The 20,378-nt window shown below is 68.4% G+C and carries 16 protein-coding genes; 4 read left to right on the top strand and 12 right to left on the bottom strand.

Annotated elements, in window-relative coordinates; translation table 11 throughout:
• Positions 1 to 42: 42 nt before the first annotated feature.
• Positions 43 to 1,572, bottom strand: a complete 1,530-nt coding sequence (locus QTI51_RS09435; RefSeq protein WP_116907558.1) for an efflux transporter outer membrane subunit — start codon at positions 1,570 to 1,572, stop codon at positions 43 to 45.
• A 353-nt stretch (positions 1,573 to 1,925) separates the two neighbouring features.
• On the opposite strand from QTI51_RS09435, the gene QTI51_RS09430 reads away from it, so the two are divergent.
• A complete protein-coding gene (locus tag QTI51_RS09430) occupies positions 1,926 to 2,486 on the top strand; it encodes a fasciclin domain-containing protein (RefSeq protein ID WP_116907559.1) in 561 nt (186 codons plus the stop codon).
• Positions 2,487 to 2,684: 198 nt separating this feature from the next.
• Here QTI51_RS09430 and QTI51_RS09425 read toward each other — a convergent pair whose 3' ends face one another.
• Positions 2,685 to 3,377 (bottom strand): helix-turn-helix domain-containing protein, encoded by a 693-nt coding sequence (locus QTI51_RS09425; RefSeq protein ID WP_286515937.1) that lies wholly within the window; start codon positions 3,375 to 3,377, stop codon positions 2,685 to 2,687.
• 92 nt (positions 3,378 to 3,469) lie between these two features.
• Here QTI51_RS09425 and QTI51_RS09420 point away from each other — a divergent pair, with 92 nt between their 5' ends.
• On the top strand, positions 3,470 to 3,709 hold the full coding sequence (locus QTI51_RS09420; protein WP_116907561.1) for a helix-turn-helix domain-containing protein: 240 nt from the start codon (positions 3,470 to 3,472) through the stop codon (positions 3,707 to 3,709).
• A gap of 187 nt (positions 3,710 to 3,896) precedes the next feature.
• On the opposite strand, the gene QTI51_RS09415 is transcribed toward QTI51_RS09420, so the two are convergent.
• The 8 genes from QTI51_RS09415 to QTI51_RS09380 all read right to left on the bottom strand — a co-directional run bounded on the left by QTI51_RS09415 (position 3,897) and on the right by QTI51_RS09380 (position 12,972).
• The gene (locus QTI51_RS09415; RefSeq protein WP_116907562.1) at positions 3,897 to 4,400 is read right to left on the bottom strand and encodes a hypothetical protein; all 504 of its coding nucleotides are present in this window, start codon (positions 4,398 to 4,400) and stop codon (positions 3,897 to 3,899) included.
• Positions 4,401 to 4,418: 18 nt separating this feature from the next.
• Complete coding sequence (locus QTI51_RS09410; protein ID WP_116907563.1) at positions 4,419 to 6,443, bottom strand: ABC-F family ATP-binding cassette domain-containing protein; 2,025 nt, start codon at positions 6,441 to 6,443, stop codon at positions 4,419 to 4,421.
• 148 nt (positions 6,444 to 6,591) lie between these two features.
• The gene (gene prmB / locus QTI51_RS09405) at positions 6,592 to 7,527 is read right to left on the bottom strand and encodes a 50S ribosomal protein L3 N(5)-glutamine methyltransferase (protein WP_116907564.1); all 936 of its coding nucleotides are present in this window, start codon (positions 7,525 to 7,527) and stop codon (positions 6,592 to 6,594) included.
• A complete protein-coding gene (gene dapE, locus QTI51_RS09400; RefSeq protein WP_116907565.1) occupies positions 7,524 to 8,702 on the bottom strand; it encodes a succinyl-diaminopimelate desuccinylase in 1,179 nt (392 codons plus the stop codon). The genes prmB and dapE overlap by 4 nt, the downstream gene beginning before the upstream one ends.
• A 25-nt stretch (positions 8,703 to 8,727) precedes the next feature.
• Positions 8,728 to 9,876, bottom strand: a complete 1,149-nt coding sequence (locus tag QTI51_RS09395; protein ID WP_116907566.1) for a PilT/PilU family type 4a pilus ATPase — start codon at positions 9,874 to 9,876, stop codon at positions 8,728 to 8,730.
• A 64-nt stretch (positions 9,877 to 9,940) separates the two neighbouring features.
• A complete protein-coding gene (gene dapD / locus QTI51_RS09390; protein ID WP_116907567.1) occupies positions 9,941 to 10,774 on the bottom strand; it encodes a 2,3,4,5-tetrahydropyridine-2,6-dicarboxylate N-succinyltransferase in 834 nt (277 codons plus the stop codon).
• Between the two features lie 67 nt (positions 10,775 to 10,841).
• A complete protein-coding gene (dapC, locus tag QTI51_RS09385; protein ID WP_116907568.1) occupies positions 10,842 to 12,050 on the bottom strand; it encodes a succinyldiaminopimelate transaminase in 1,209 nt (402 codons plus the stop codon).
• A 31-nt stretch (positions 12,051 to 12,081) separates the two neighbouring features.
• Positions 12,082 to 12,972, bottom strand: coding sequence for a LysR family transcriptional regulator (locus QTI51_RS09380; protein WP_286515938.1), 891 nt, complete (start codon positions 12,970 to 12,972; stop codon positions 12,082 to 12,084).
• Positions 12,973 to 13,067: 95 nt separating this feature from the next.
• Between QTI51_RS09380 and QTI51_RS09375 the strand changes: the two genes are divergently transcribed.
• The gene (locus tag QTI51_RS09375; RefSeq protein ID WP_116907569.1) at positions 13,068 to 14,075 is read left to right on the top strand and encodes a zinc-dependent alcohol dehydrogenase family protein; all 1,008 of its coding nucleotides are present in this window, start codon (positions 13,068 to 13,070) and stop codon (positions 14,073 to 14,075) included.
• A gap of 42 nt (positions 14,076 to 14,117) precedes the next feature.
• Here the strand turns inward: QTI51_RS09375 and QTI51_RS09370 are convergent, their stop codons facing one another.
• Positions 14,118 to 14,756, bottom strand: coding sequence for a LysE family translocator (locus QTI51_RS09370; protein ID WP_116907570.1), 639 nt, complete (start codon positions 14,754 to 14,756; stop codon positions 14,118 to 14,120).
• Positions 14,757 to 14,823: 67 nt separating this feature from the next.
• Complete coding sequence (gene argA, locus QTI51_RS09365) at positions 14,824 to 16,170, bottom strand: amino-acid N-acetyltransferase (RefSeq protein ID WP_116907571.1); 1,347 nt, start codon at positions 16,168 to 16,170, stop codon at positions 14,824 to 14,826.
• 364 nt (positions 16,171 to 16,534) lie between these two features.
• Between argA and hrpA the strand changes: the two genes are divergently transcribed.
• Positions 16,535 to 20,317, top strand: a complete 3,783-nt coding sequence (gene hrpA / locus QTI51_RS09360; protein ID WP_286515985.1) for an ATP-dependent RNA helicase HrpA — start codon at positions 16,535 to 16,537, stop codon at positions 20,315 to 20,317.
• The last annotated feature ends 61 nt before the right edge of the window (positions 20,318 to 20,378 follow it).

The raw sequence follows: 20,378 nt of genomic DNA, 5'->3' as shown, positions 1-20,378 counted from the left end.
CCGGGTCATAGGTCGTCTTTTTCTTGGAGTTTGGGGAGGTGTTCAGTTCTTGGCCGCGGCCTGTTCAGGCAAGGGCAACGGTGGCGCTGCGGCCTGGCCCGGTGCGATCACCGCGTCGGCCAGCGCGCCGCGGTTCCACCAGCCGCCGCCCAGCGCCTGGAACAGGGCGGCCGTGTCGGCATAGCGCGCGGCCTGCGCCTGCACCAGCGCGGTGTGGGTCTGCAGCCAGGCCTGCTGCGCGGTCAGCAAGGTCACGTAGCTCACGGCGCCCGCGCGGAACTGCGCGGTCGACAGGTCCAGCGACTGCCGGGCCAGCGACTCGGCCGTGGCCTGGGTCTGCAGCGCGGTGGCATCGAGCTCGAGCGCGCGCAGCGCGTCGGCCACGTTCTGGAAGGCGCCCAGCACGGTGTTGCGGTACTGCGCCGCGGCCGAGTCGTAGGCCGCCACCGCCGCGCGCTGCTGCGCGCGCAGGGCGCCGCCGTTGAAGATCGGCTGCGTGAGCCCGGCGCCGATGTTCCACAGCGTGGTCGGGCCGGTGAACAGGTCGCGCGCGCGCAGCGCGGCATTGCCGTAGCTGGCGCTCAGCTGTATCTGCGGGTAGAGGTTGGCCGTGGCCACGCCGACCGCCGCGCTGGCCTGGTGCAGCTGCGCCTCGCTGGCGCGCACGTCGGGCCGCTGGCGCGCCAGCTCGGAAGGCAGCGACAGCGGCAGGCTGTCAGGCAGCGAGAGGCTGGCCAGGTCGAACTCGGGCAGGCCCGCTTCCGAGGGCAACCGGCCCGCGAACACCGCGAGCTGGTGGCGCGTTTGCGCCAGCGCCTTCTCGATGGGTGGCAGCGTGGCCGTGGTCTGCGCCACCTGCGTGCGCTGCTGCAGCACGATCGACTTGGGAATGGCGCCGGTGTCGAACTGCTTTTCGATCACGTTGAGCTGGTCGCGCTGCGCCTGCAGCACCTCGAGCGCGGCCTGCAGCTGCGCGCGCAGCGAGGCCTCGCGGATGGCCGTGGTCACCAGGTTGGACGTGAGCGTGAGGTACGTCGCCTCCACTTGGTAGCGCTGCGCCTCGATGGCCGCCTGCGCGCCTTCGAGCTGCCTGCGCGAGCCGCCGAACACGTCGAGGTTGTAGCTGACGTTGACCGATGCGTTGTACAGCGTGAGCAGCTGGCCGCCGGGCACCTGCGTGCTGACTTCCGACGCGCGCTCGCGCTGCGCGCCGAGCTGCCCAGTGACCTGCGGCCACAGCAGGTTGCCCGACTTGGCGTCGTATGTCGCTTCGGCCTGGCGCAGCGCGGCCTGGGCCGACGCGAGCGTGGGGCTCTGCGCGAGCGAGGCGCGAATCAACTGGTCGAGCGGCTCCGAATGGAACACGTCCCACCACTGCGCGGGAATGTCACGGCCCGGCAGCAGCGCCTGCGACTGGCCGCCCGGCACGTCCGACTGCGCGGTGCGCGCGGGCATGGGAGCCGGCGTGTAGTCGGCGCCCTGGGCGGCGGGCGGCAGATCGGGTGTCTTGAAATCGGGGCCGACCGCGCAGCCGCCCAGCAGCAGCGAGGCACCGAGCACGGCGCCCTGCATGGCTGCGGGAATCAAAGGAATGGGCCACCCAGGTCGTCGGCGCACGGGCGCCGCGCGCAGCGAAAAGGGTGAATCCTCCAACGCTTGGTTTTTTCGATGTGGCATGGGGCAGGGTTTGTACACCCGGAACGGCCCGGATGCGTGACTTGTTTCCGAATGTCGCCGGTCGCCACCCTTTGCCGCGAGGCCGATGCGACGAAATTGGTATTACTCGGCGCGAAGTGCACGGGCAGGGCGCCAAACGCGCGCCGGTTTTTCTTTTGACGTCCGCCGAATCTGTTCCCCGCGGGGCGCCGTATTGATCGCAACCGTGGCAATTCTTGCCGCGGCCCCTTCAACCCAGGAGCATTTCCATGCAGATCAAATTCAATCGCATCGCCGCCGTTTCCCTCGCCGTCGCGCTGTCCGCCGGCGCTTATTCGGCGCTTGCAGCGTCTGTCATGGTGGGCGGCGCGCCGATGCTGCCGACCAAGGACATCATCGACAACGCCGTCAACTCCAAGGACCACACCACGCTGGTCGCCGCCGTGAAGGCCGCGGGCCTGGTCGACACGCTGAAGGGCCCGGGTCCGTTCACCGTGTTCGCCCCGACCAACGCCGCCTTCGCCGCGCTGCCGGCCGGCACCGTCGACACGCTGCTCAAGCCCGAGAGCAAGGACGCCCTGACCGGCGTGCTGACCTACCACGTGGTGGCCGGCAAGCTCGACGCGAAGGAACTGAAGAAGGAGATCAAGGCCGGCAAGGGTTCTGCCGAACTGAAGACCGTGGCCGGCGGCGTGCTGGTGGCCAAGGAAAAGGGCGGCAAGATCACGCTGACGGACGAGAAGGGCGGCACCGCCACGGTGACGATTCCCAACGTGTACCAGTCGAACGGCGTGATCCACGTGGTCAACAAGGTGCTGCTGCCCAAGTGATCTTCCTGGCGGGTCGCCCAAAAAAACAGCCCGCACGAGGCGGGCTGGAAGGTGACCTGCTGGAGGAGGGAGGATCAGAGGATTGCAGGCCACAGGGAGAGACTTGAATATCGCTTGTGAACCTGCACGCAACCTGACCTCCTGGCATTTGCGGAAGATTTTTTGCGACGCTGGCGCGCCGCTCTTCCACTCGCTTTTTCAGTCCTCGTCTTCCCATTTGCCGATGACCGTGCCCAGCACGGTGAACGCATCGCGAATCGGGTCGTGCCGGGGATTCAACGGCAGCAGCCAGCGCATGCCGTCCTCGTGCTTGAACACCTTGCAGGTCACCTCGCTCGTTTCGTCGATGCGGGCAATGATGCGTTGGCCGTCTTCGGGTGTCTTCAGCCGCGTATCGACGAACACCAGGGAGCCCGGCGGGTAGCTTTTCAGCTGGCCGTTGTTGGCGGTCATGCTGTTGCCTCGCATGCGCAGCGCATAGGTGTCCAGGCTGTGGTGCGCGATGCAGGGAATCCAGCGCTCGGGCTTGCTCTGCTGCGACGCCGGGCGCACGCCCCAGTGGCCCGCGTCTTCCCATGTGATGACCGGCACCGTGCCCGGCGTGTTCGGGTTGAACGCGGGGCTCACCGGCGGTATGTGCGACACGCGGTACGGGCCCGTCGGTTCATTGAGCAGGTAGCGCGCATGCGCGATGTAGGCCGGGTCCCAGGGCGGCGGGCCGTCGCCCGAGTCCAGCCAGTGCGGATCGGCCCCGTAGGCGCGTGCGAGCGCCAGCATGTTCGCCGACCGGACCGTGTCGCCACGCTCGATCTTCGAAATGCTCGACTGGTTGACGCCCGAGGCGGCCTGGGCCTGCTTCTGCGTCATGTTGGCGTTTTTGCGCGCTGCCAATGCGCGTTTTCCTATGCTCTCCATGGCGTGGATTTAAGCCCATGAGAATATTCCAATTCGACTCTAGAATATGAAAAAAAGGGAGGACGGCCATGAAACCACGCGAGTTGGTACTGGCGTTGAGAGCCATGGGGCTCACGCAGAAGCAGATCCAGCAGAAAACTGGAATTCCACAACCGACGGTCAGCAAGATCGGCCTGGGACGGGTGAACGACGTCATGTCGCGCCACTACGTCGCCTTGCTGACAGCCTACGAGTCGCAGGTGAAGGAGCAGAAGGAGCAGGCGCTGCGGCCGGCGCCCGCGTTCGGGGTTCCATCGCCCAATGACTGACGGGTGCGCCCCGCCGTTTCACGGGGCCTGTGGCTCGACCGCGTCTTGTGCGCGCTGTTGGCGCTGCTGTCTTGCAGCGGGCTGGTCTACGGTTTGCTGGCCGCGAGGCCCACGGTAGCCGGAGCGGCCTGCTTCGGACTGGCCGGTGCCGCCTGGGCGGCGCAGGTGCTGTTCGATCGCGAGGCGTTCAGGCGCGCGCGTGCGGTTCGGGCGGCGCGAGGGCGAGCGTGGCGCTGACGCGCACGCAATCCTTGATGTGCTGCTCGCCCAGCGCGCGCAAGGCCGCATAGCCGAGCGCGGCCGACACCAGCTGCCCGGCAATGGGCACGTACTTGGTCGCCTGCTTGGCGGTCAGGCGCACGCCTGCGTGCTTGGCCAGGCGAATCAGCAGGTCGCGCGTCACGAGCCGGCCCACCAGCAAGGCGCCCACCGTGGTGGCCGCCTTCTGGATGCGCTCGCGCTGCTGCGGCGCGAGCTTTTCGACCTGGGTGACCGACAGCCCGAACTCCGCGCTGATCTGCGGCACCAGCCGCGACAGCAGCGCCGCGTCGGCCGCCCAGTCGATGCCGGGCAGCGGCACGGCGCTGGCCGCGGCCGCCATCAATGCCTTGCGGCCGATGAGCCGGCGGCTGCGGTGCACCGCGGCAATGAGCTTTTCATCGCCTCCGGCAAGTTCGATGGCTGACGGCATGCAATGCCCTTTTCAGGTTCAGGCCGCGAGCGTTTCCAGCTGGTCCGACAGGGCCAGCCAGCGCTCTTCGAGGCGGCCGATTTCGTCGTTCAGGGCCTTCAGCCGCTTGCCGGCTTCGGCAATCTCGGCGGAAGGCAGCGGCTGGCTCATGCGCGCCTCGAGCGTGGTGCGCTCGATGGTGGCGGCGGCCATGCGTTCGTCGATCTGGGCGATTTCGCGCTTGATCGGCTTGGCCTGCTCGCTGCGCTGCTGGCGCTCCTGGGCGTCCTGCTTGCGCTGCTGGGGAGCGGGCGCTGCGGGCGCCGAAGCCGCCGCGGGTGCTGCCGCGGCAGCGGCGGCAGCGACCGTGGCCGCGCCGGCTTCGCGCGTCGCGACCTTGGCTTCTTCGCGCATGCGCTTGGCCTCGTCGAGCAGGTAGCGCTGGTAGTCGTCTAGGTCGCCGTCGAAGTCGGCGACCACGCCGCGGCCCACGAGCCAGAACTCGTCGCACACCGAGCGCAGCAGCGCACGGTCGTGGCTCACCAGCATCAGCGTGCCTTCGAACTCGTTGAGCGCCACGGCCAGGGCTTCGCGGGTGGCGAGGTCCAAATGGTTGGTGGGCTCGTCCAGCAGCAGCAGGTTGGGGCGCTGCCACACCATCATGGCCAGCACCAGGCGCGCCTTTTCGCCGCCGCTCATGGTGCCCACGGGCTGCTTGACCATGTCGCCGCTGAAGTTGAAGCTGCCCAGGTAGCCGCGCAGCGCCTGCTCGCCCGTGGCTTCCTTCACCGCGCTGCCCAGTTCGCGCGCCATGCGCACCATGTGCTCGAGCGGGTTGTCCTGCGGGCGCAGCACGTCGAGTTCCTGCTGCGCGAAGTAGCCGATGTTCAGGCCCTTGCCCTCGGTGACTTCGCCGGCCAGCGCGCCCATTTCGCGCGCGATGGTCTTCACCAGCGTCGACTTGCCCTGGCCGTTGGCGCCCAGGATGCCGATGCGCTGGCCCGCCAGCACCGAGCGGCTCACGCCGCGCAGGATGGTCTTGGGCGCCTCGCCTTCCGCGTCGCCTTCGGGCTTGTAGCCGAAGCTGGCGTTGGCAATCGACAGCATCGGGTTCGGAATGTTGCCCGGCTCCTTGAACTCGAAGGTGAAGTCGGCCTCGGCCAGCAGCGGCGCGACCCGCTCCATGCGCTCCAGCGCCTTCACGCGGCTTTGCGCCTGCTTGGCCTTGCTGGCCTTGGCCTTGAAGCGGTCGATGAACTTCTGCAGGTGGGCGATCTTGTCCTGCTGCTTGCTGAACGCGACCTGCTGCTGCTCCATCTGCAGCGCGCGCATGTCCTCGAACTTGCTGTAGTTGCCGCCGTAGCGCGTGAGCTGGGCATTGGCGATGTGCAGGGTCACGTCGGTCACGGCGTCGAGAAACTCGCGGTCGTGGCTGATGACGATCATCGTGCCGGCGTACTTCTGCAGCCAGGCCTCGAGCCAGACGAGCGCGTCCAGGTCCAAGTGGTTGGTGGGTTCGTCCAGCAGCAGCAGGTCGCTCGGGCACATCAGCGCGCGGGCCAACTGCAGGCGCATGCGCCAGCCGCCCGAGAAGCTATTGACGGCACCGTCGAGCTCGTGCGCCTTGAAGCCCAGCCCGAGGATCAGCGCCTGCGCGCGCGGCACGGCGTCGTGCTCGCCGGCATCGGCCAGGTCGGTGTAGGCGTGCGCCAGTTCCATGCCGATGTCGGCGTCTTCCGGGTTGGCTTCGTAGGCGGCCTCGATGGAGGCGAGCGTGGCGCGCAGCTCGGTCAGCCGGGTGTCGCCACCAACCACGAATTCGGTCGCCGATTCGTCGGTTTCAGGCATGTCCTGCGCCACCTGGGCCATGCGCCATTGCTTGGGCACGTAGAAGTCGCCCCCGTCCTCGTGCAGCGAGCCGTTGAAGAGCGCGAACAGCGACGACTTGCCCGCCCCGTTGCGCCCCACGAGGCCGACCTTTTCGCCCGGGTTGAGATTGACGGTGGCGCCGTCGAGGAGTTTCTTGGCGCTGCGGCGAAGAATGACGTTTTTGAGAGTGATCATGAAGAGGAACCGTAGGGGCGATTATCCCGCCCGGACTTTTGGCCCCGGCGAAAAGGGGCAAAGGCGCGGGGACATCGCCCGGAAAACTGGAAAGCCGCGGCCAAAGACCGCGGCAAGGCAACCGGCAGGGGGGCTTGGGTGGGCGGCGCTAACGCGTGCCGGCGCCGGCCTTCGGCGTGGGCAACGTGGGCGACGTGGCCGGTGCACCCGGTGCGCTCAATGTGTTCAACGCCGCGCGGGTCACGAGCAAGACCTGGTCCTCGCCCGCCGAAGTTTCCAGCCACACCACCTCGAGCTGCGGGAACGCGGCCTCGAAATAATCGCGCTCGTTGCCAATTTCAAGCACCAGCACGGCCTGCTCGCTCATGTGGGCAGGCGCGTCGGCGAACAGCTGGCGCACGAAATCCATGCCGTCGGTGCCGCCGGCGAGTGCCAGTTCGGGCTCGGCGCGGTATTCGGCGGGCAGGGCGGCCATGCTCTCGCTGTTCACGTAGGGCGGGTTGCACAGCACCAGGTCGTAGGTGCCGGGCACGTTCTTCAGGCCATCAGATTCGATCAGCGTGACGCGCGCGTCCAGCTGGTGGCGGGTCACGTTGATGGCCGCCACCTCGAGCGCCTCCGTCGACAGGTCGGCCGCGGCCACGGTCACGTCCGGGTAGGTCAGGGCGGCCAGCACGGCCAGGCTGCCGTTGCCGGTGCACAGGTCGAGCACGCGCTGCGTGTGCTCGCCGAGCCAGTAGTCGATGCTGCCGTCCGCAATCAGCTCGGCGATGAAGCTGCGCGGCACGATGGCGCGCTCGTCCACGTAGAACGAAACACCCTGCAGCCAGGCCTCCTTCGTGAGGTAGGCGGCGGGCTTGCGCGTGGCGATGCGTTCGTCGATCAGCGCGCTCACCTTGGCGGCGTCGGCGGGCGACACGGGGGTGTCGGCCACGGCGTCGATGTCGTCCAGCGCCAGCTTCAGGCGCCACAGCACCAGCCAGGCGGCTTCGTCGAAGGCATTGGCGGTGCCGTGGCCGAAGGCCACGCCGGCGTCCTCGAGCCGCTTGGCGCCGGCCTCGATCAGTGCGATGACGGTGCTCATGCCGCGAGCGCAGCGTCGAGCTGCTTGAGCGTGCGCACGTAGATGTTCTTCAGCGTCTCGATCTCGGCCACCTCGATGTGCTCGTCGATCTTGTGGATGCTGGCGTTCACCGGGCCGAGCTCCACCACCTGCTTGCAGATCTTGGCGATGAAGCGCGCGTCGCTGGTGCCGCCGCTGGTCGACAGCTCGGTCTCGATGCCGGTTTCTTCACGGATGGCGCCCTGCACCGCGCTGACCAGCTCGCCGGGCGTCGTCAGGAAGGGCAGGCCGCCGATGGTCCAGGCCAGCGTGTAGTCGACCTGGTGCGCGTCGAGCACGGCGTGCACGCGCTGCTGCAGCGACTCGGGCGTCGACTCGGTCGAGAAGCGGAAGTTGAAGTCGATCACCGCGCTGCCCGGAATCACGTTGCTCGCGCCCGTGCCCGAATGGAAATTGCTGATCTGCCAGCTGGTCGGCTGGAAGTAGGCGTTGCCCGCGTCCCAGCCGCCGGCGGTGTTCAGCGCCACCAGTTCGGCCAGCGCGGGCGCCACCGAATGCACCGGGTTCTTCGCCAGGTGCGGGTAGGCGATGTGGCCCTGCACGCCCTTCACCGTGAGCTTGCCGCTCATGGTGCCGCGGCGGCCGTTCTTGATCATGTCGCCGCAGCGCTCCACGGCAGTGGGTTCGCCGACGATGCAGTAGTCGATGACCTCGCCGCGCGCGGCCAGCGCGTTGCACACCACCACGGTGCCGTCGACGCCGGGGCCTTCCTCGTCGCTGGTGAGCAGCAGCGCGAGCGTGAGCCGGGGCTCGGGCACGGCCTGCAAGAACTCCTCGATGGACACCACGAAGGCCGCCACCGAGGTCTTCATGTCGCAGGCGCCGCGGCCGTACAGCTTGCCGTCGCGGTGCGTGGGCGTGAAGGGGTGACTGGTCCATTGCTCGACCGGGCCGGTGGGCACCACGTCGGTGTGACCGGCGAACACGAGCGTCCTGGTAGCAGCCGCACCGTTCGCGGGGCGGCGCACCGCCCACAGGTTGGTCACGCGAAAGTCGGCCGGGCCGCTCTCGATGGTCTCCAGCGTGAAGCCCAGTGCCGCCAGCCGCTCGCCGAGGATCTGTTGGCAGCCCGCGTCGTCCGGGGTGACGGAGGGGCGCGAGATGAGTTGTTCGGCGAGCTGGAGGGTACGGGACATCGAAAAAAAGCCGCAAAGGCGGTGTTCAGAACTTCACGTCGAGCGTGATGTCGGTAAAGGTGGGTTCGTCGACCTGGTCCGTCAGGGCGCGGTCGTCGACTTGCTGCTTGGGTGCGGCGCGGTTCTGCAGGCGCCACATGAGGTTGGTGGGCGAGTCGGCCTGGGCCAGGCCTTCTTCGCGGCTCACGCGCTCGTCGATGACGAGGCGGGCAATGTCTTCCTCGAAGGTCTGCGAGCCTTCGGCCATCGACTTCTCCATGGCCTCCTTGACGGCGGAGAAGTCGCCTTTTTCGATCAGCTCGGCCACCAGCGCGGTGTTCAGCAGCACCTCCAGCGCCGGCACGCGCGCACCGGCGGGCGTGCGCAGCAGGCGCTGCGACACGATGGCGCGCAGCGCGCCGCCCAGGTCGCCCAGCAGGGTGGAGCGCACCTCGACCGGATAGAAGCTCAGGATGCGGTTGAGCGCGCGGTAGCTGTTGTTGGCGTGCAGCGTGGCCACGCACAGGTGGCCCGACTGCGCGTAGGCGATGGCGGCCGTCATGGTCTCGCGGTCGCGAATTTCGCCGATCTGGATCACGTCGGGCGCCTGGCGCAGCGCGTTCTTCAGCGCGGTGTGCATCGATTCGGTGTCGCTGCCCACGTCGCGCTGGTTCACCACCGACTTCTTGTTGGTGAAGGTGTACTCGATCGGCTCTTCGACCGTGAGGATGTGGCCGCTGGCGTTCTCGTTGCGGTAGTCCAGCATCGAGGCCAGCGTGGTGGTCTTGCCGGCGCCGGTGGCGCCCACCATCAGGATCAGCCCGCGCTTTTCCATGATGAGCGTCTTCAGGATGTCGGGCAGGTTCAGTTCGGAAAAGCTCGGAATGGTGCCGCTGATGTGGCGCACCACCACCGCGTAGCTGCCGCGCTGGCGCATGGCGCTCACGCGGTAGTTGCCGGCGCCTTCGAGCGCGACGGCCATGTTCAGTTCGCCGGTGCTTTCCAGTTCCTGGATGCGCGCGGCGGGCACCACTTCGGCCAGCAGGGCCAGCGGTGCCGAGGGCGGCAGCACCTGCGCGTTGATGGGCACGCAGTTGCCGTTGATGCGGATCAGCACCGGGGAGTGAGCCGAGAGGTAGATGTCCGACGCCTTGCGTTCGGCCATCAGGCGAAGAATCCGCTCCATCATGTTCATCGGTCTCTCTCCTCGGGGTGCTGTTGTTCTCTGGGGAAAAGCGATTGCGCCGAGCGCGGCGCGATCAGTCGCGCAGCAGGTCGTTCAGGCTGGTCTTGGAGCGCGTTTGCGCGTCGACCGTCTTCACGATGATCGCGGCGTAGCTGCTGTAGTCCTGGCCCGACTTGGTCTTCTTGGGCAGGTTGCCGCTGATGACCACGCTGCCGGCCGGCACGCGGCCGTACGAGATTTCGCCGGTGTCGCGGTTGAAGATCGGGGTGCTCTGGCCCAGGTAAACGCCCATGCCCAGCACCGAGTTCTCTTCGACGATCACGCCTTCGACCACTTCGGAGCGCGCGCCGATGAAGCAGTTGTCCTCGATGATGGTCGGGTTGGCCTGCAGGGGCTCGAGCACGCCGCCCAGGCCCACGCCGCCCGACAGGTGCACGTTTGCGCCGACCTGCGCGCACGAACCCACGGTGGCCCAGGTGTCGACCATGGTGCCTTCGCCCACGTAGGCGCCGATGTTCACGTAAGAGGGCATCAGGATCGCGCCCTTGGCGATGAAGCTGCCGCGGCGGGCCACGGCCGGCGGCACGATGCGCACGCCCGATTCCTTCAGCTCGGTGGCCGACAGGTGCGAGAACTTGGTGGGCACCTTGTCGTAGAAGCCGAGCGAGCCGGCCTGGATCTGCTCGTTGTCCTTCAGGCGGAACGACAGCAGCACGGCCTTCTTGATCCACTGGTGCACCGTCCACTTGCCCACGCTTTCACGGGTGGCCACGCGCAGCTTGCCGTTGTTGAGCTCGGTGATCACGTGCTCCACGGCGTCGCGCACTTCGGCGGGGGCGGCGGAGATCGAGATGTTGGCGCGGTCTTCCCACGCGGCGTCGATGATTTGTTGCAGTTGCTGGGTCATGGAGAAAGTCTCGGGTGAAAAATGGGTGCAGGGGAAAACGGGACGGCCAACCGGTGGGCCCGTGGGTTCAGCGGCCGTCCTTGACGAACCGCACGATGCGCTCGGCCGCCTCGACGCATTCGGCCGTTTCAGCCACCAGCGCCATGCGGATGCGGCCCCGGCCGGGGTTGGCGCTGTGGTCGGTGTCGCGCGCCAGATAGCTCCCCGGCAAAACCGTGACATTGTATTGAGCGTAGAGCGCGCGGGCGAAGGCCTCGTCGTCGCCAGCCCACACTTCGGGCACGCCGGCCCAGAGGTAGAAACTGGCGTCGGGCAGGCGCACGTCGAGCACCGGCTCCAGCAGCGGCGTGACCGCCGCGAACTTGGCGCGGTACTTGGCGCGGTTCTCCACCACATGGGCCTCGTCGCCCCAGGCCGCGATGCTGGCCGCGCCCACGGTGCCGCTCATGGCGCTGCCGTGGTAGGTGCGGTAGAGCAGGAACTTCTTGATGATGGCCGCGTCGCCGGCCACGAAGCCGCTGCGCAGGCCGGGCACGTTGCTGCGCTTGGACAGCGAGGTCAGCGCGATCAGGTTCCTGAAGTCGGGCCGGCCCAGTTGCACCGAGGCCTCGAGGCCGCTCAGCGGCGGCTCGTCGCGGAAATAGATTTCGCTGTAGCACTCGTCGGCCGCGATCACGAAGCCGTGGCGGTCCGACAGCGCGAAGAGCTTCTTCCACTCGTCCAGCGCCATTACCGCGCCCGTGGGGTTGCCGGGCGAGCAGACGAACACCAGCTGCGTGCGGGCCCACACGGCCTCGGGCACGCTGTCCCAGTCGACCGCGAAATTGCGCGCGGGCACGCTCGGCACGTAGTACGGCTCGGCGCCCGAGAGCAGGGCCGCGCCTTCGTAGATTTGATAGAACGGGTTGGGCGAAATCACCACCGGCGGGGGCGACACGGTGGGGTCGATCACCGTCTGCGCCAGCGAGAACAGCGCCTCGCGTGAGCCATTGACGGGCAGCACCTGCGTGGACGGGTCGAGCGACAGGCTGTAGCGCGTGCGCAGCCAGTCGGTGAAGGCGGTGCGCAGCTTCAGGTCCCCGGCGGTGGCCGGGTAGGCGGCCAGGGCGCCGAGGCTGGCGCTCAGCGCCTCCTTGATGAATGCCGGCGTGGCGTGCTTGGGTTCGCCGATGCCCAGGCTGATGGCGGGGAATTCGGGGTTGGGCGTGACGCCCGCGAACAGTTGCTTCAGCCGCTCGAAGGGATAGGGCTGCAACCTGGAGAGCAAGGGATTCATGCCCGGGATTATCGGCGACGGGGTGGCGCCCTCATGACGCCAGTGCCTGCGTGGTGGCCTCGACCAGCGCGCGCAGCCGCGCCAGGCGCCGCAGGTCGCGGTGGTAGCCCAGCCACACGTCGCGCCCCGGCGGCGCTTCGCCCAGGTCCACGCGCACCAGCCCCGGCATGGCGTCGCCCAGCGCCACGGGCAGCACGGCCAGGCCGATGCCGGCGGCGCACAGGCGCGCCTGCACCTCGCGGTTGTTGCTGCCGAACGCGGTGCGGGCCTTGGGCAGCATGCGGCGCAGCCACGCCATGTCGGGAAAGTCGCGGTACGCGCTGTCGAGCGTGACCAGCGCGCTGCCTTCGCCGTCGCCCGCCACCGGATGCGGCTGGCCTGCAGCGGCATACAGGGCGTAGCGCATGTGCATCAGCTTGCGCTGCAGGATGTACGGCTCGTCGAAGGGCTGGATGCGAAACACCAGGTCGGCCTCGCGGCGCGCCAGGTTCAGCAGGCGGGCGTCGGTGAGCAGCTCGACGCTGACGCCCGGGTGCTGCTTGAGAAACCCCGCCAGCACCGGCGACAGCACATGCACGCCGAACCAGTCCGACGACGACACCCGCAGCGAGCCTTTGAGCTGCTGCCCGCTGCCCGCGAGCTCGCGCTGGAAGGCCAGCGCCTGTTCTTCCATGCGCTCCGCGTGGCCGAGCACCGATTCGCCCTCGGCCGTGAGCACGAAGCCGTCCGGCGTCCTCTGGAACAGCGTGAGCGACAGGCTGGCCTCCAGCGCCTTCAGCCGGCGGCCCATGGTGGGTTGCGACAGGCCGGTTTGCCGCGCCGCCGCCATGAGCGTGCCGGCGCGGGCAATGGCGAGAAAGACGCGGATGTCGCTCCATTCCATCGGCGCGAGCGGTTTGGAAGCCTGTGCGTTGTCATTCATTTTTGAATGATAAGACTTCATCTCTGTCAATTTACTTGCAGTTGTGTTGATCGAACAATCGATCCATCGACTCACCACAACCAAGGAATTCCGCCATGACAACGTCTCTCCCCACCATGCGCGCCGCCGTGCTCGATGCCGCCGGCCAGCCCTTTCGCATCACCGAACTCACCCGGCCCGTACCCACCGAGGGCCAGGTGCTGGTGCGCATCCACGCCGCCGGTGTGAACCCGCTGGACACCAAGATCCGCGCCGGTCAGGCGGCCCACGCACAGCAGCCGCTGCCCTCGGTGCTCGGCATGGACCTGGCCGGCGTGGTCGAGGCGGTCGGCCCGGGCGTGACGAAGTTCAGGCGCGGCGACGAGGTCTACGGCCTGGCCGGCGGCATCGGTGGGCTGCAGGGCACGCTCGCGGAATACATCGCGGTCGACGCCGACCTGCTGGCGCTGAAGCCGCACAACCTCAGCATGCGCGAGGCCGCGGGCATTCCGCTGGTGTTCATCACGGCGTGGGAAGGGCTGGTGGACCGCGCGAAGACGCAGGCCGGCCAGACGGTGCTGGTGCACGGCGGCGCGGGCGGCGTCGGGCACATGGCGGTGCAGCTCGCGCATTCGCTGGGCGCCAGGGTGTTCGCCACCGGCAGCCCCGCGCAGGCCGAGACCATCCGCCGCCTGGGCGGAACCCCGATCGACTACACGACGGCCTCGGTGGACGACTACGTCGCGCAGCACACCGCCGGCGAAGGCTTCGACGTGGTTTACGACACCGTGGGCGGCGCGGTGCTCGACGCCTCCTTCAGCGCTGCGCGTCGCTACGGCGGCCATGTGGTCAGCTGCCTGGGCTGGGGCACTCACAAACTGGCGCCGCTGTCGTTCCGCGCTGCGACCTATTCGGGCGTGTTCACGCTGCTGCCGATGATCACGGGCCGCGGCCGAGCGCACCACGGCGAAATTCTCGAAGCGGCGAGCCGGTTGGCCGAAGCCGGCCGGTTGCTGCCGCTGATGGACGCGCGCCGCTTCACGCTGGCGCAGGCTACTTCGGCGCACGAGGCCATCGAAGCCGGCAACGCCCAGGGCCGCATCGTGATCGACATCGTGGCCTGAACGAGGACCGAGGACCGAGGACCGCCCCCGAGGCCCGCTGGTTCAGGCCGCGTTGCGCCGGTAGAACGCCAGCGAGCCGGCCAGCGCCAGCAGCATGCCGCCGCAGGCGCGGTCGATCCAGCGCGTGGCCGACACGGTCAGCAGCCGGATCGCCCGGGCGCCGACGAAGGCATAGGCCAGCATCACCGTCATGTCGAGCGCCGCGAAGATCAGCGCAATCACCAGGTACTGCGGCGCCTGCGCGGCCGTCGGGTCGATGAACTGCGGGAGCAGCGCCGAGCAGAAGATGTAGCCCTTCGGGTTGGTCACCGCCACAAAGAAGGACTTGAAGAAGATGCGCCGGCTTTCGTGCGCCGTGACCGAGGCGGCGGCGTCCGCGAGCGGCAGTTGCAGTCCGCCCCTGGAGCGCAGCATGCGCAGCCCCAGCCACGCCAGGTACGCCGCGCCCACCCACTTGAGCATCGAAAACCAGAACTCCGACGCCGCCAGCAGCGCGCCCAGGCCGAGGGCCACCGCGCCGACCAGCACGAAGTCAGAAAGCACCGCCCCCAGCATGCCCGGCAGCGCGCGCCGCACGCCGTGGCGCGAGCCGTTGCTCAGCGCCAGCAGCACCGTGGGGCCGGGCGTGGCGATGGCGGCGAAGGCGACAAGGGCGAAGAGCAGGGCGGTGGCGAGCGTCATCGGGCAGTCTCCTTCGTGGGGCGTCAGAAGTGCTTCAGAAGTGCGTCAGAGGTGCGTCAGAGGTGCGTCAGATCTTCTTCACGAGCACCTGGCTCTTGCGGTCCCAGTTGTACTTGCGCTTGCGCGCCTCGGGCAGCCAGTCGGGGTTGACCTGCTGGAAACCGCGCTTCAGGAACCAGTGCATGGTGCGCGTGGTGAGCACGAAGATGCTTTCCAGCCCCATCGACTTGGCGCGGTGCTCGATGCGCTTCAGGATGCGTTCGCCGTCGCCTTGCGACTGCGACAGCGGCGACACGGTCAGCGCCGCCATCTCGGCGGTCTTGGCCTCGGGGTACGGGTAGAGCGCCGCGCAGCCGAAGATCACGCCGTCGTGCTCGATCACCGTGTAGTGGCCCACGTCGCGCTCGATCTCGGTGCGGTCGCGCTTGACCAGCGTGCCGTCGCGCTCGAAGGGCTCGATGAGCTGCAGGATGCCGCCGATGTCGTCCACCGACGCTTCGCGCAGGCTTTCGAGCTTCTCGTCGATCACCATGGTGCCCACGCCGTCGTGCACGTACACCTCCAGCAGCAGCGAGCCGTCCAGCGCGAAGGGCAGGATGTGGTTGCGCTCCACGCCGGCCTTGCAGGCCTTCACGCAGTGCTGCAGGTAGAAGGCGGTGTCCGTCGGCTTCTGCGCGGGCGGCAGCGAGGCCAGCAGCTTCTCGGCGGCGTCCAGCGGCAGCTCGGTATCGATCGGGTTGTCTTCGCTTTCGGGCAGCTCGCTGTCCATGCGGATGCCCGGGATCTCGGTCAGGAAGATCAGCTTGTCGGCCTGGATCGAGATCGCCACGCTGGTGGCCACTTCTTCCATCGTCAGGTTGAAGGCCTCGCCGGTGGGCGAGAAGCCGAAGGGCGACATGAGCACCATCGCACCAAAGTCCAGCGTGCGGCGGATGCCGGCCGAATCGACCTTGCGCACCAGGCCCGAATGCTTGAAGTCGACCCCGTCGACCACGCCCACGGGGCGCGCGGTGATGAAGTTGCCCGAAATGACCCGCACCGTGGAGCCGGCCATCGGCGTGTTCGGCAGGCCCTGGCTGAAGGCGGCCTCGATCTCGTAGCGCAGCTGGCCGGCGGCCTCCTGCGCGGAGTCGAGCGCGACCTCGTCGGTGATGCGGATGCCGTGCGAGTAGCGCGCCTCGTGGCCCTTGGCCGCGAGCTGCTCGTTGACCTGCGGGCGGAAGCCGTGCACCAGCACGATCTTCACGCCCATGCTCTGGATCAAAGCCAGGTCTTGCGCGATGTTCTGCAGCTTGCCCGCCGCGATCGCCTCGCCCGCGAGGCCGACCACGAAAGTCTTACCGCGGTGCGTGTGGATGTAGGGCGCGACCGAGCGGAACCACGGCACGAAGGTGAAATTGAAGACGGTGGACATGGGGCGTGATTGTGCATTCATGACGCGTCGTTTGCCTGACCTCGCACTGCTGCCGCACGCGCGCCGCCGCAGCCCGCACGACCTCGGCCTTGCCCGTCCAGAGCACGGGCTCGGCCGTGCGGGTCGACACGGGCTCGGCCGTGCGGGCCGACACGGGCTCGGCCGCGCGGGCCGATAATCCGCGGTTCGCCTTCATGCATGCCCGGCATGCCGGACGCTCCCGACCGAAGACTGCCTTCCCTTGACGACCACGACCCCTTCCGCACCCCCGGCGCCATCAGTGCCATCCGCTCCGGCACGCTCGACCCCGCTGCGCATCGAGTTCCCCGAATCGCTTCCCGTCTCGGGCCGGCGCGACGAGATCATGGCCGCCATCCAGGCGCACCAGGTCGTGATCGTCTGCGGCGAGACGGGCTCGGGCAAGACCACGCAGCTGCCGAAGATCGCGCTCGCGCTGGGCCGCGGCAAGCTGAACGCCGAACCGGGCAAGGGCCGCCTCATCGGCCACACGCAGCCGCGCCGCATTGCCGCGAGCTCGGTGGCCAAGCGCATCGCCGAGGAGCTGAAGACGCCGCTGGGCGACGTGGTCGGCTTCAAGGTGCGCTTCCAGGACCGGCTGAGCCGCGACGCCTCGGTGAAGCTCATGACCGACGGCATCCTGCTGGCCGAGACGCAGACCGACCCGCTGCTGAAGGCCTACGACACGCTCATCATCGACGAGGCCCACGAGCGCTCGCTCAACATCGACTTCCTGCTGGGCTACCTGCGCGAGATCCTGCCGCGCCGGCCCGACCTGAAGGTGATCGTCACCTCGGCCACCATCGACGCCGACCGCTTCGCGCAGCACTTCGCCTCGGCCAAGGGGCCGGCGCCGACCATCATGGTGTCGGGGCGCACCTTTCCGGTGGAGCAGCGCTACCGGCCGTTCGAGGAGTCGCGCGAGCACGACCTGAACGACGCCATTGCCGACGCGGTCGACGAGCTGTGGCGCGACCCGCACAACGCGGGCGACATCCTGATCTTCCTGCCCGGCGAGCGCGAGATCCGCGAGGCCGCCGACCACCTGCGCCGCCACGTCAGCCACCAGCCGCTGTTTCGCAGCGCCGAGGTGCTGCCGCTGTTCGCGCGGCTCTCGGGGCCCGAGCAGGACCGCATCTTCGAAAGCCACAACGGCCGTCGCATCGTGCTGGCGACCAACGTGGCCGAAACCTCGCTCACCGTGCCGGGCATCCGCTACGTGATCGACACCGGCACGGCGCGCGTCAAGCGCTACAGCTTCCGCAGCAAGGTCGAGCAACTTCTGGTCGAGCCGATCAGCCAGGCCGCGGCCAACCAGCGCGCCGGGCGCTGCGGGCGCGTGGCGAACGGCATCTGCATCCGGCTGTACGACGAGAAAGACTTCGACGGCCGCCCGCGCTTCACCGACCCCGAAATCCTGCGCTCGTCGCTCGCGGGCGTCATCCTGCGCATGAAGTCGCTGCGCCTGGGCGACGTGGCGCGCTTTCCGTTCCTGGAGGCGCCGTCGCCGCGCGCCATCGCCGACGGCTACCAGCTGCTCAACGAACTGGGCGCGGTCGACGACGCCAACGAGCTCACGCAGACCGGCGCCGAGCTGTCGCGGCTGCCGCTGGACCCGCGCGTGGGCCGCATGATCCTGGAGGCCCGCTCGCGCGGCGCGCTCGAAGAAGTGCTGGTCATCGCGTCGGCCCTGAGCGTGCAGGACGTGCGCGACCGGCCGATGGAAGCGCAGCAGCAGGCCGACCAGGCGCATTCGAAGTTCGACGACGACAAGAGCGAGTTCAGCGGCTACCTGCGGCTGTGGAAGTGGATTGCCGACGCACGCGGCGGGCACGGCGACACCCACAAGCTCAGCAACCGCCAGTACGAGCAATTGCTGCGGCAGAACTTCATCAACATCCGCCGCGTGCGCGAGTGGCGCGACATTCATTCGCAACTGCTCACGGTCGTCACCGAGCACAAGTGGCGCCTCAACAGCGAGCCCGCGGGCTACGAGCCGCTGCACCTGTCGATGCTGGCCGGCCTGCTGGGCAATGTGGGCTGGAAGTTGGAAGACGACGAGGCCTACCTGGGCGCGCGCGGCATCAAGTTCTACAAGCACCCCGGCGCCCACCTGAAGAAGAAGCCGGGCCGCTGGATCGTCGCGGCCGAGCTGGTGGAGACCACGCGGCTCTTCGGGCGCGGCGTGGCCAACATCGAGCCGCAGTGGCTGGAGCAGATTGCCGGCCACCTGCTGAAGAAGCAGCTGCTCGACCCGCATTGGGAGAAAAAGGGCGCGCAGGTCTCGGCGCTGGAGCGCGCCACGCTGTACGGCCTGGTGGTGTACAGCGGGCGGCGCGTCGACTTCACCAAGGTCGACCCGGTGGCGGCGCGAGAGATCTTCATTCGCGAAGCGCTGGTCGCCGGGCAGTGGGAAACGAAGTTTCCGTTCCTGCAGGCCAACCGCAAGCTGGTGCGCGAGGTCGAGGGGCTGGAGCACAAGTCGCGCCGGCAGGACGTGCTGGTCGACGACGAGCTGATCTTCGCCTTCTACGACGCGCAGCTGCCCGCCGACGTGGCCAGCGGCATCACCTTCGAGCACTGGTACCGCCAGGCCACGAAGGAGCAGCCGCGCCTGCTGTTCCTCACGCGTGAAGAGCTCATGCGCCACCAGGCGGCGGGCATCACCACGCAGTCGTTCCCGGCCACGCTGCGCCTGGGCGGCGTGGACTGCGCCGCCACCTACCTGCACGAACCCGGCGACGCGAAGGACGGCCTCACGGTCAGCGTGCCGCTCTTCGTGCTGAACCAGGTGAGCGAGGAGCGCTGCGAGTGGCTGGTGACGGGCATGCTCAAGGACAAGATCCAGGCGTTGCTCAAGAGCCTGCCGCAGCGCCCGCGCTCGCGGCTGGTGCCGCTGCCCGAGTCGGCGACCAAGCTTGCCGAGGCGCTGTCGGAGCCCGAGCTGTTCGGCACCGGCTCGCTGACAGACGTGCTGCTCAAGCGCGTGCGCGACATGACCAGCATCGACGTGAAGCGCGCCGACTTCAAGCTGGACATGCTGGCGCCGCACCTGTTCATGAACCTGCGCGTGGTCGACGAGCATGGCCGCCAGCTGGGCATGGGCCGCAACCTGGGGGCGCTGAAGGCCGAGCTGGGCGCGCAGGCGCGCGGCGCGTTCCAGGCGCTGGCGGGGCTGAATGTGAAGGCGTCGCCAGAGAAGAAGGCCGCCGCATCCGACGAGGGTACGAAGGCCCCCGCCAAGGTCGCCAGCGCGCCCGCGCCGGCCGCCTTGCCCGCGGGCCAGCGCTACACGGCGTGGACCTTCGGCGAGCTGCCCGAGCTGATGGAAGTGCGCCGCGGCTCGCAGTCGCTCATCGGCTTTCCGGCGTTGCGCGACGAGGGCGACGCCGTGACCATCGAGGTGTTCGACGAGCCCGCGGTGGCCGCGGCCAAGCACCGCGCGGGCCTGCGCCGGCTGTTCGCGCTGCAGCTGAAAGACGCGCTCAAGTACCTCGAGAAGAACATCCCCGACCTGCAGAAGATGTCGGTGGCCTTCATGCCGCTGGGCACGTCGGAAGAGCTGCGCACGCAGATCATCGACGTGGCCATCGACCGCGCCTTCCTGCAGGAGCCGTTGCCCACCGACGAGTTCGCTTTCAAGAAGCGGCTGGAGGAGGGTCGTGGGCGCCTCACGCTGATCGCCAACGAGGTGGCGCGGCTGGCCTCGACCATCCTGGTGGAGTACGCCGCGGCGGCGCGCAAGATCAAGGACACCAAGATCCAGCCCGATGCCGTGCAGGACGCCGCGCAGCAGCTGCAGCGCCTGGTCGGCAAGCGCTTCATCGCCGATGCGCCGTGGACGCAGCTGCAGCACTTTGCGCGCTACCTGAAAGCCATCGTGCTGCGGCTGGACAAGCTGCGCGCAGACCCGGCGCGCGACGCCGCCAAGCTGGCCGAGCTGAAGCCGCAGGACCAGCGCTACTGGCGCCTGGTGGCCGAGCGCAAGGGCGTGGTGGACGACCGCATGCTCGAGTTCCGCTGGCTGCTCGAGGAGCTGCGCGTGAGCTTCTTCGCGCAGGAGCTGCGCACGCCGCAGCCGGTGAGCGTGAAGCGGCTCGACAAGGCTTGGGGGCAGTTGCAGGCCTGAGAAGTGGCGCTGTTCATGCCGCCGCGCGCAAATAAAAAAAGCCCGCTTTCGCGGGCTTTTT

Source organism: Variovorax sp. J22G73, from assembly GCF_030317035.1.
Classification (GTDB): domain Bacteria; phylum Pseudomonadota; class Gammaproteobacteria; order Burkholderiales; family Burkholderiaceae_C; genus Variovorax.
The sequence above is the reverse complement of the archived record's forward strand: the minus strand, read 5'-3'. Positions and strand labels throughout refer to the sequence as shown.

Coding starts and splice junctions, on each gene's coding strand:
- QTI51_RS09435 (WP_116907558.1), bottom strand. CDS start 1,572: ATGCAGGGCGCCGTGCTCGGTGCCTCGCTGCTGCTGGGCGGCTGCGCG.
- QTI51_RS09430 (WP_116907559.1), top strand. CDS start 1,926: ATGCAGATCAAATTCAATCGCATCGCCGCCGTTTCCCTCGCCGTCGCG.
- QTI51_RS09420 (WP_116907561.1), top strand. CDS start 3,470: ATGAAACCACGCGAGTTGGTACTGGCGTTGAGAGCCATGGGGCTCACG.
- QTI51_RS09415 (WP_116907562.1), bottom strand. CDS start 4,400: ATGCCGTCAGCCATCGAACTTGCCGGAGGCGATGAAAAGCTCATTGCC.
- QTI51_RS09410 (WP_116907563.1), bottom strand. CDS start 6,443: ATGATCACTCTCAAAAACGTCATTCTTCGCCGCAGCGCCAAGAAACTC.
- prmB (WP_116907564.1), bottom strand. CDS start 7,527: ATGAGCACCGTCATCGCACTGATCGAGGCCGGCGCCAAGCGGCTCGAG.
- dapE (WP_116907565.1), bottom strand. CDS start 8,702: ATGTCCCGTACCCTCCAGCTCGCCGAACAACTCATCTCGCGCCCCTCC.
- QTI51_RS09395 (WP_116907566.1), bottom strand. CDS start 9,876: ATGAACATGATGGAGCGGATTCTTCGCCTGATGGCCGAACGCAAGGCG.
- dapD (WP_116907567.1), bottom strand. CDS start 10,774: ATGACCCAGCAACTGCAACAAATCATCGACGCCGCGTGGGAAGACCGC.
- dapC (WP_116907568.1), bottom strand. CDS start 12,050: ATGAATCCCTTGCTCTCCAGGTTGCAGCCCTATCCCTTCGAGCGGCTG.
- QTI51_RS09380 (WP_286515938.1), bottom strand. CDS start 12,972: ATGAATGACAACGCACAGGCTTCCAAACCGCTCGCGCCGATGGAATGG.
- QTI51_RS09375 (WP_116907569.1), top strand. CDS start 13,068: ATGACAACGTCTCTCCCCACCATGCGCGCCGCCGTGCTCGATGCCGCC.
- QTI51_RS09370 (WP_116907570.1), bottom strand. CDS start 14,756: ATGACGCTCGCCACCGCCCTGCTCTTCGCCCTTGTCGCCTTCGCCGCC.
- argA (WP_116907571.1), bottom strand. CDS start 16,170: ATGTCCACCGTCTTCAATTTCACCTTCGTGCCGTGGTTCCGCTCGGTC.
- hrpA (WP_286515985.1), top strand. CDS start 16,535: ATGGCCGCCATCCAGGCGCACCAGGTCGTGATCGTCTGCGGCGAGACG.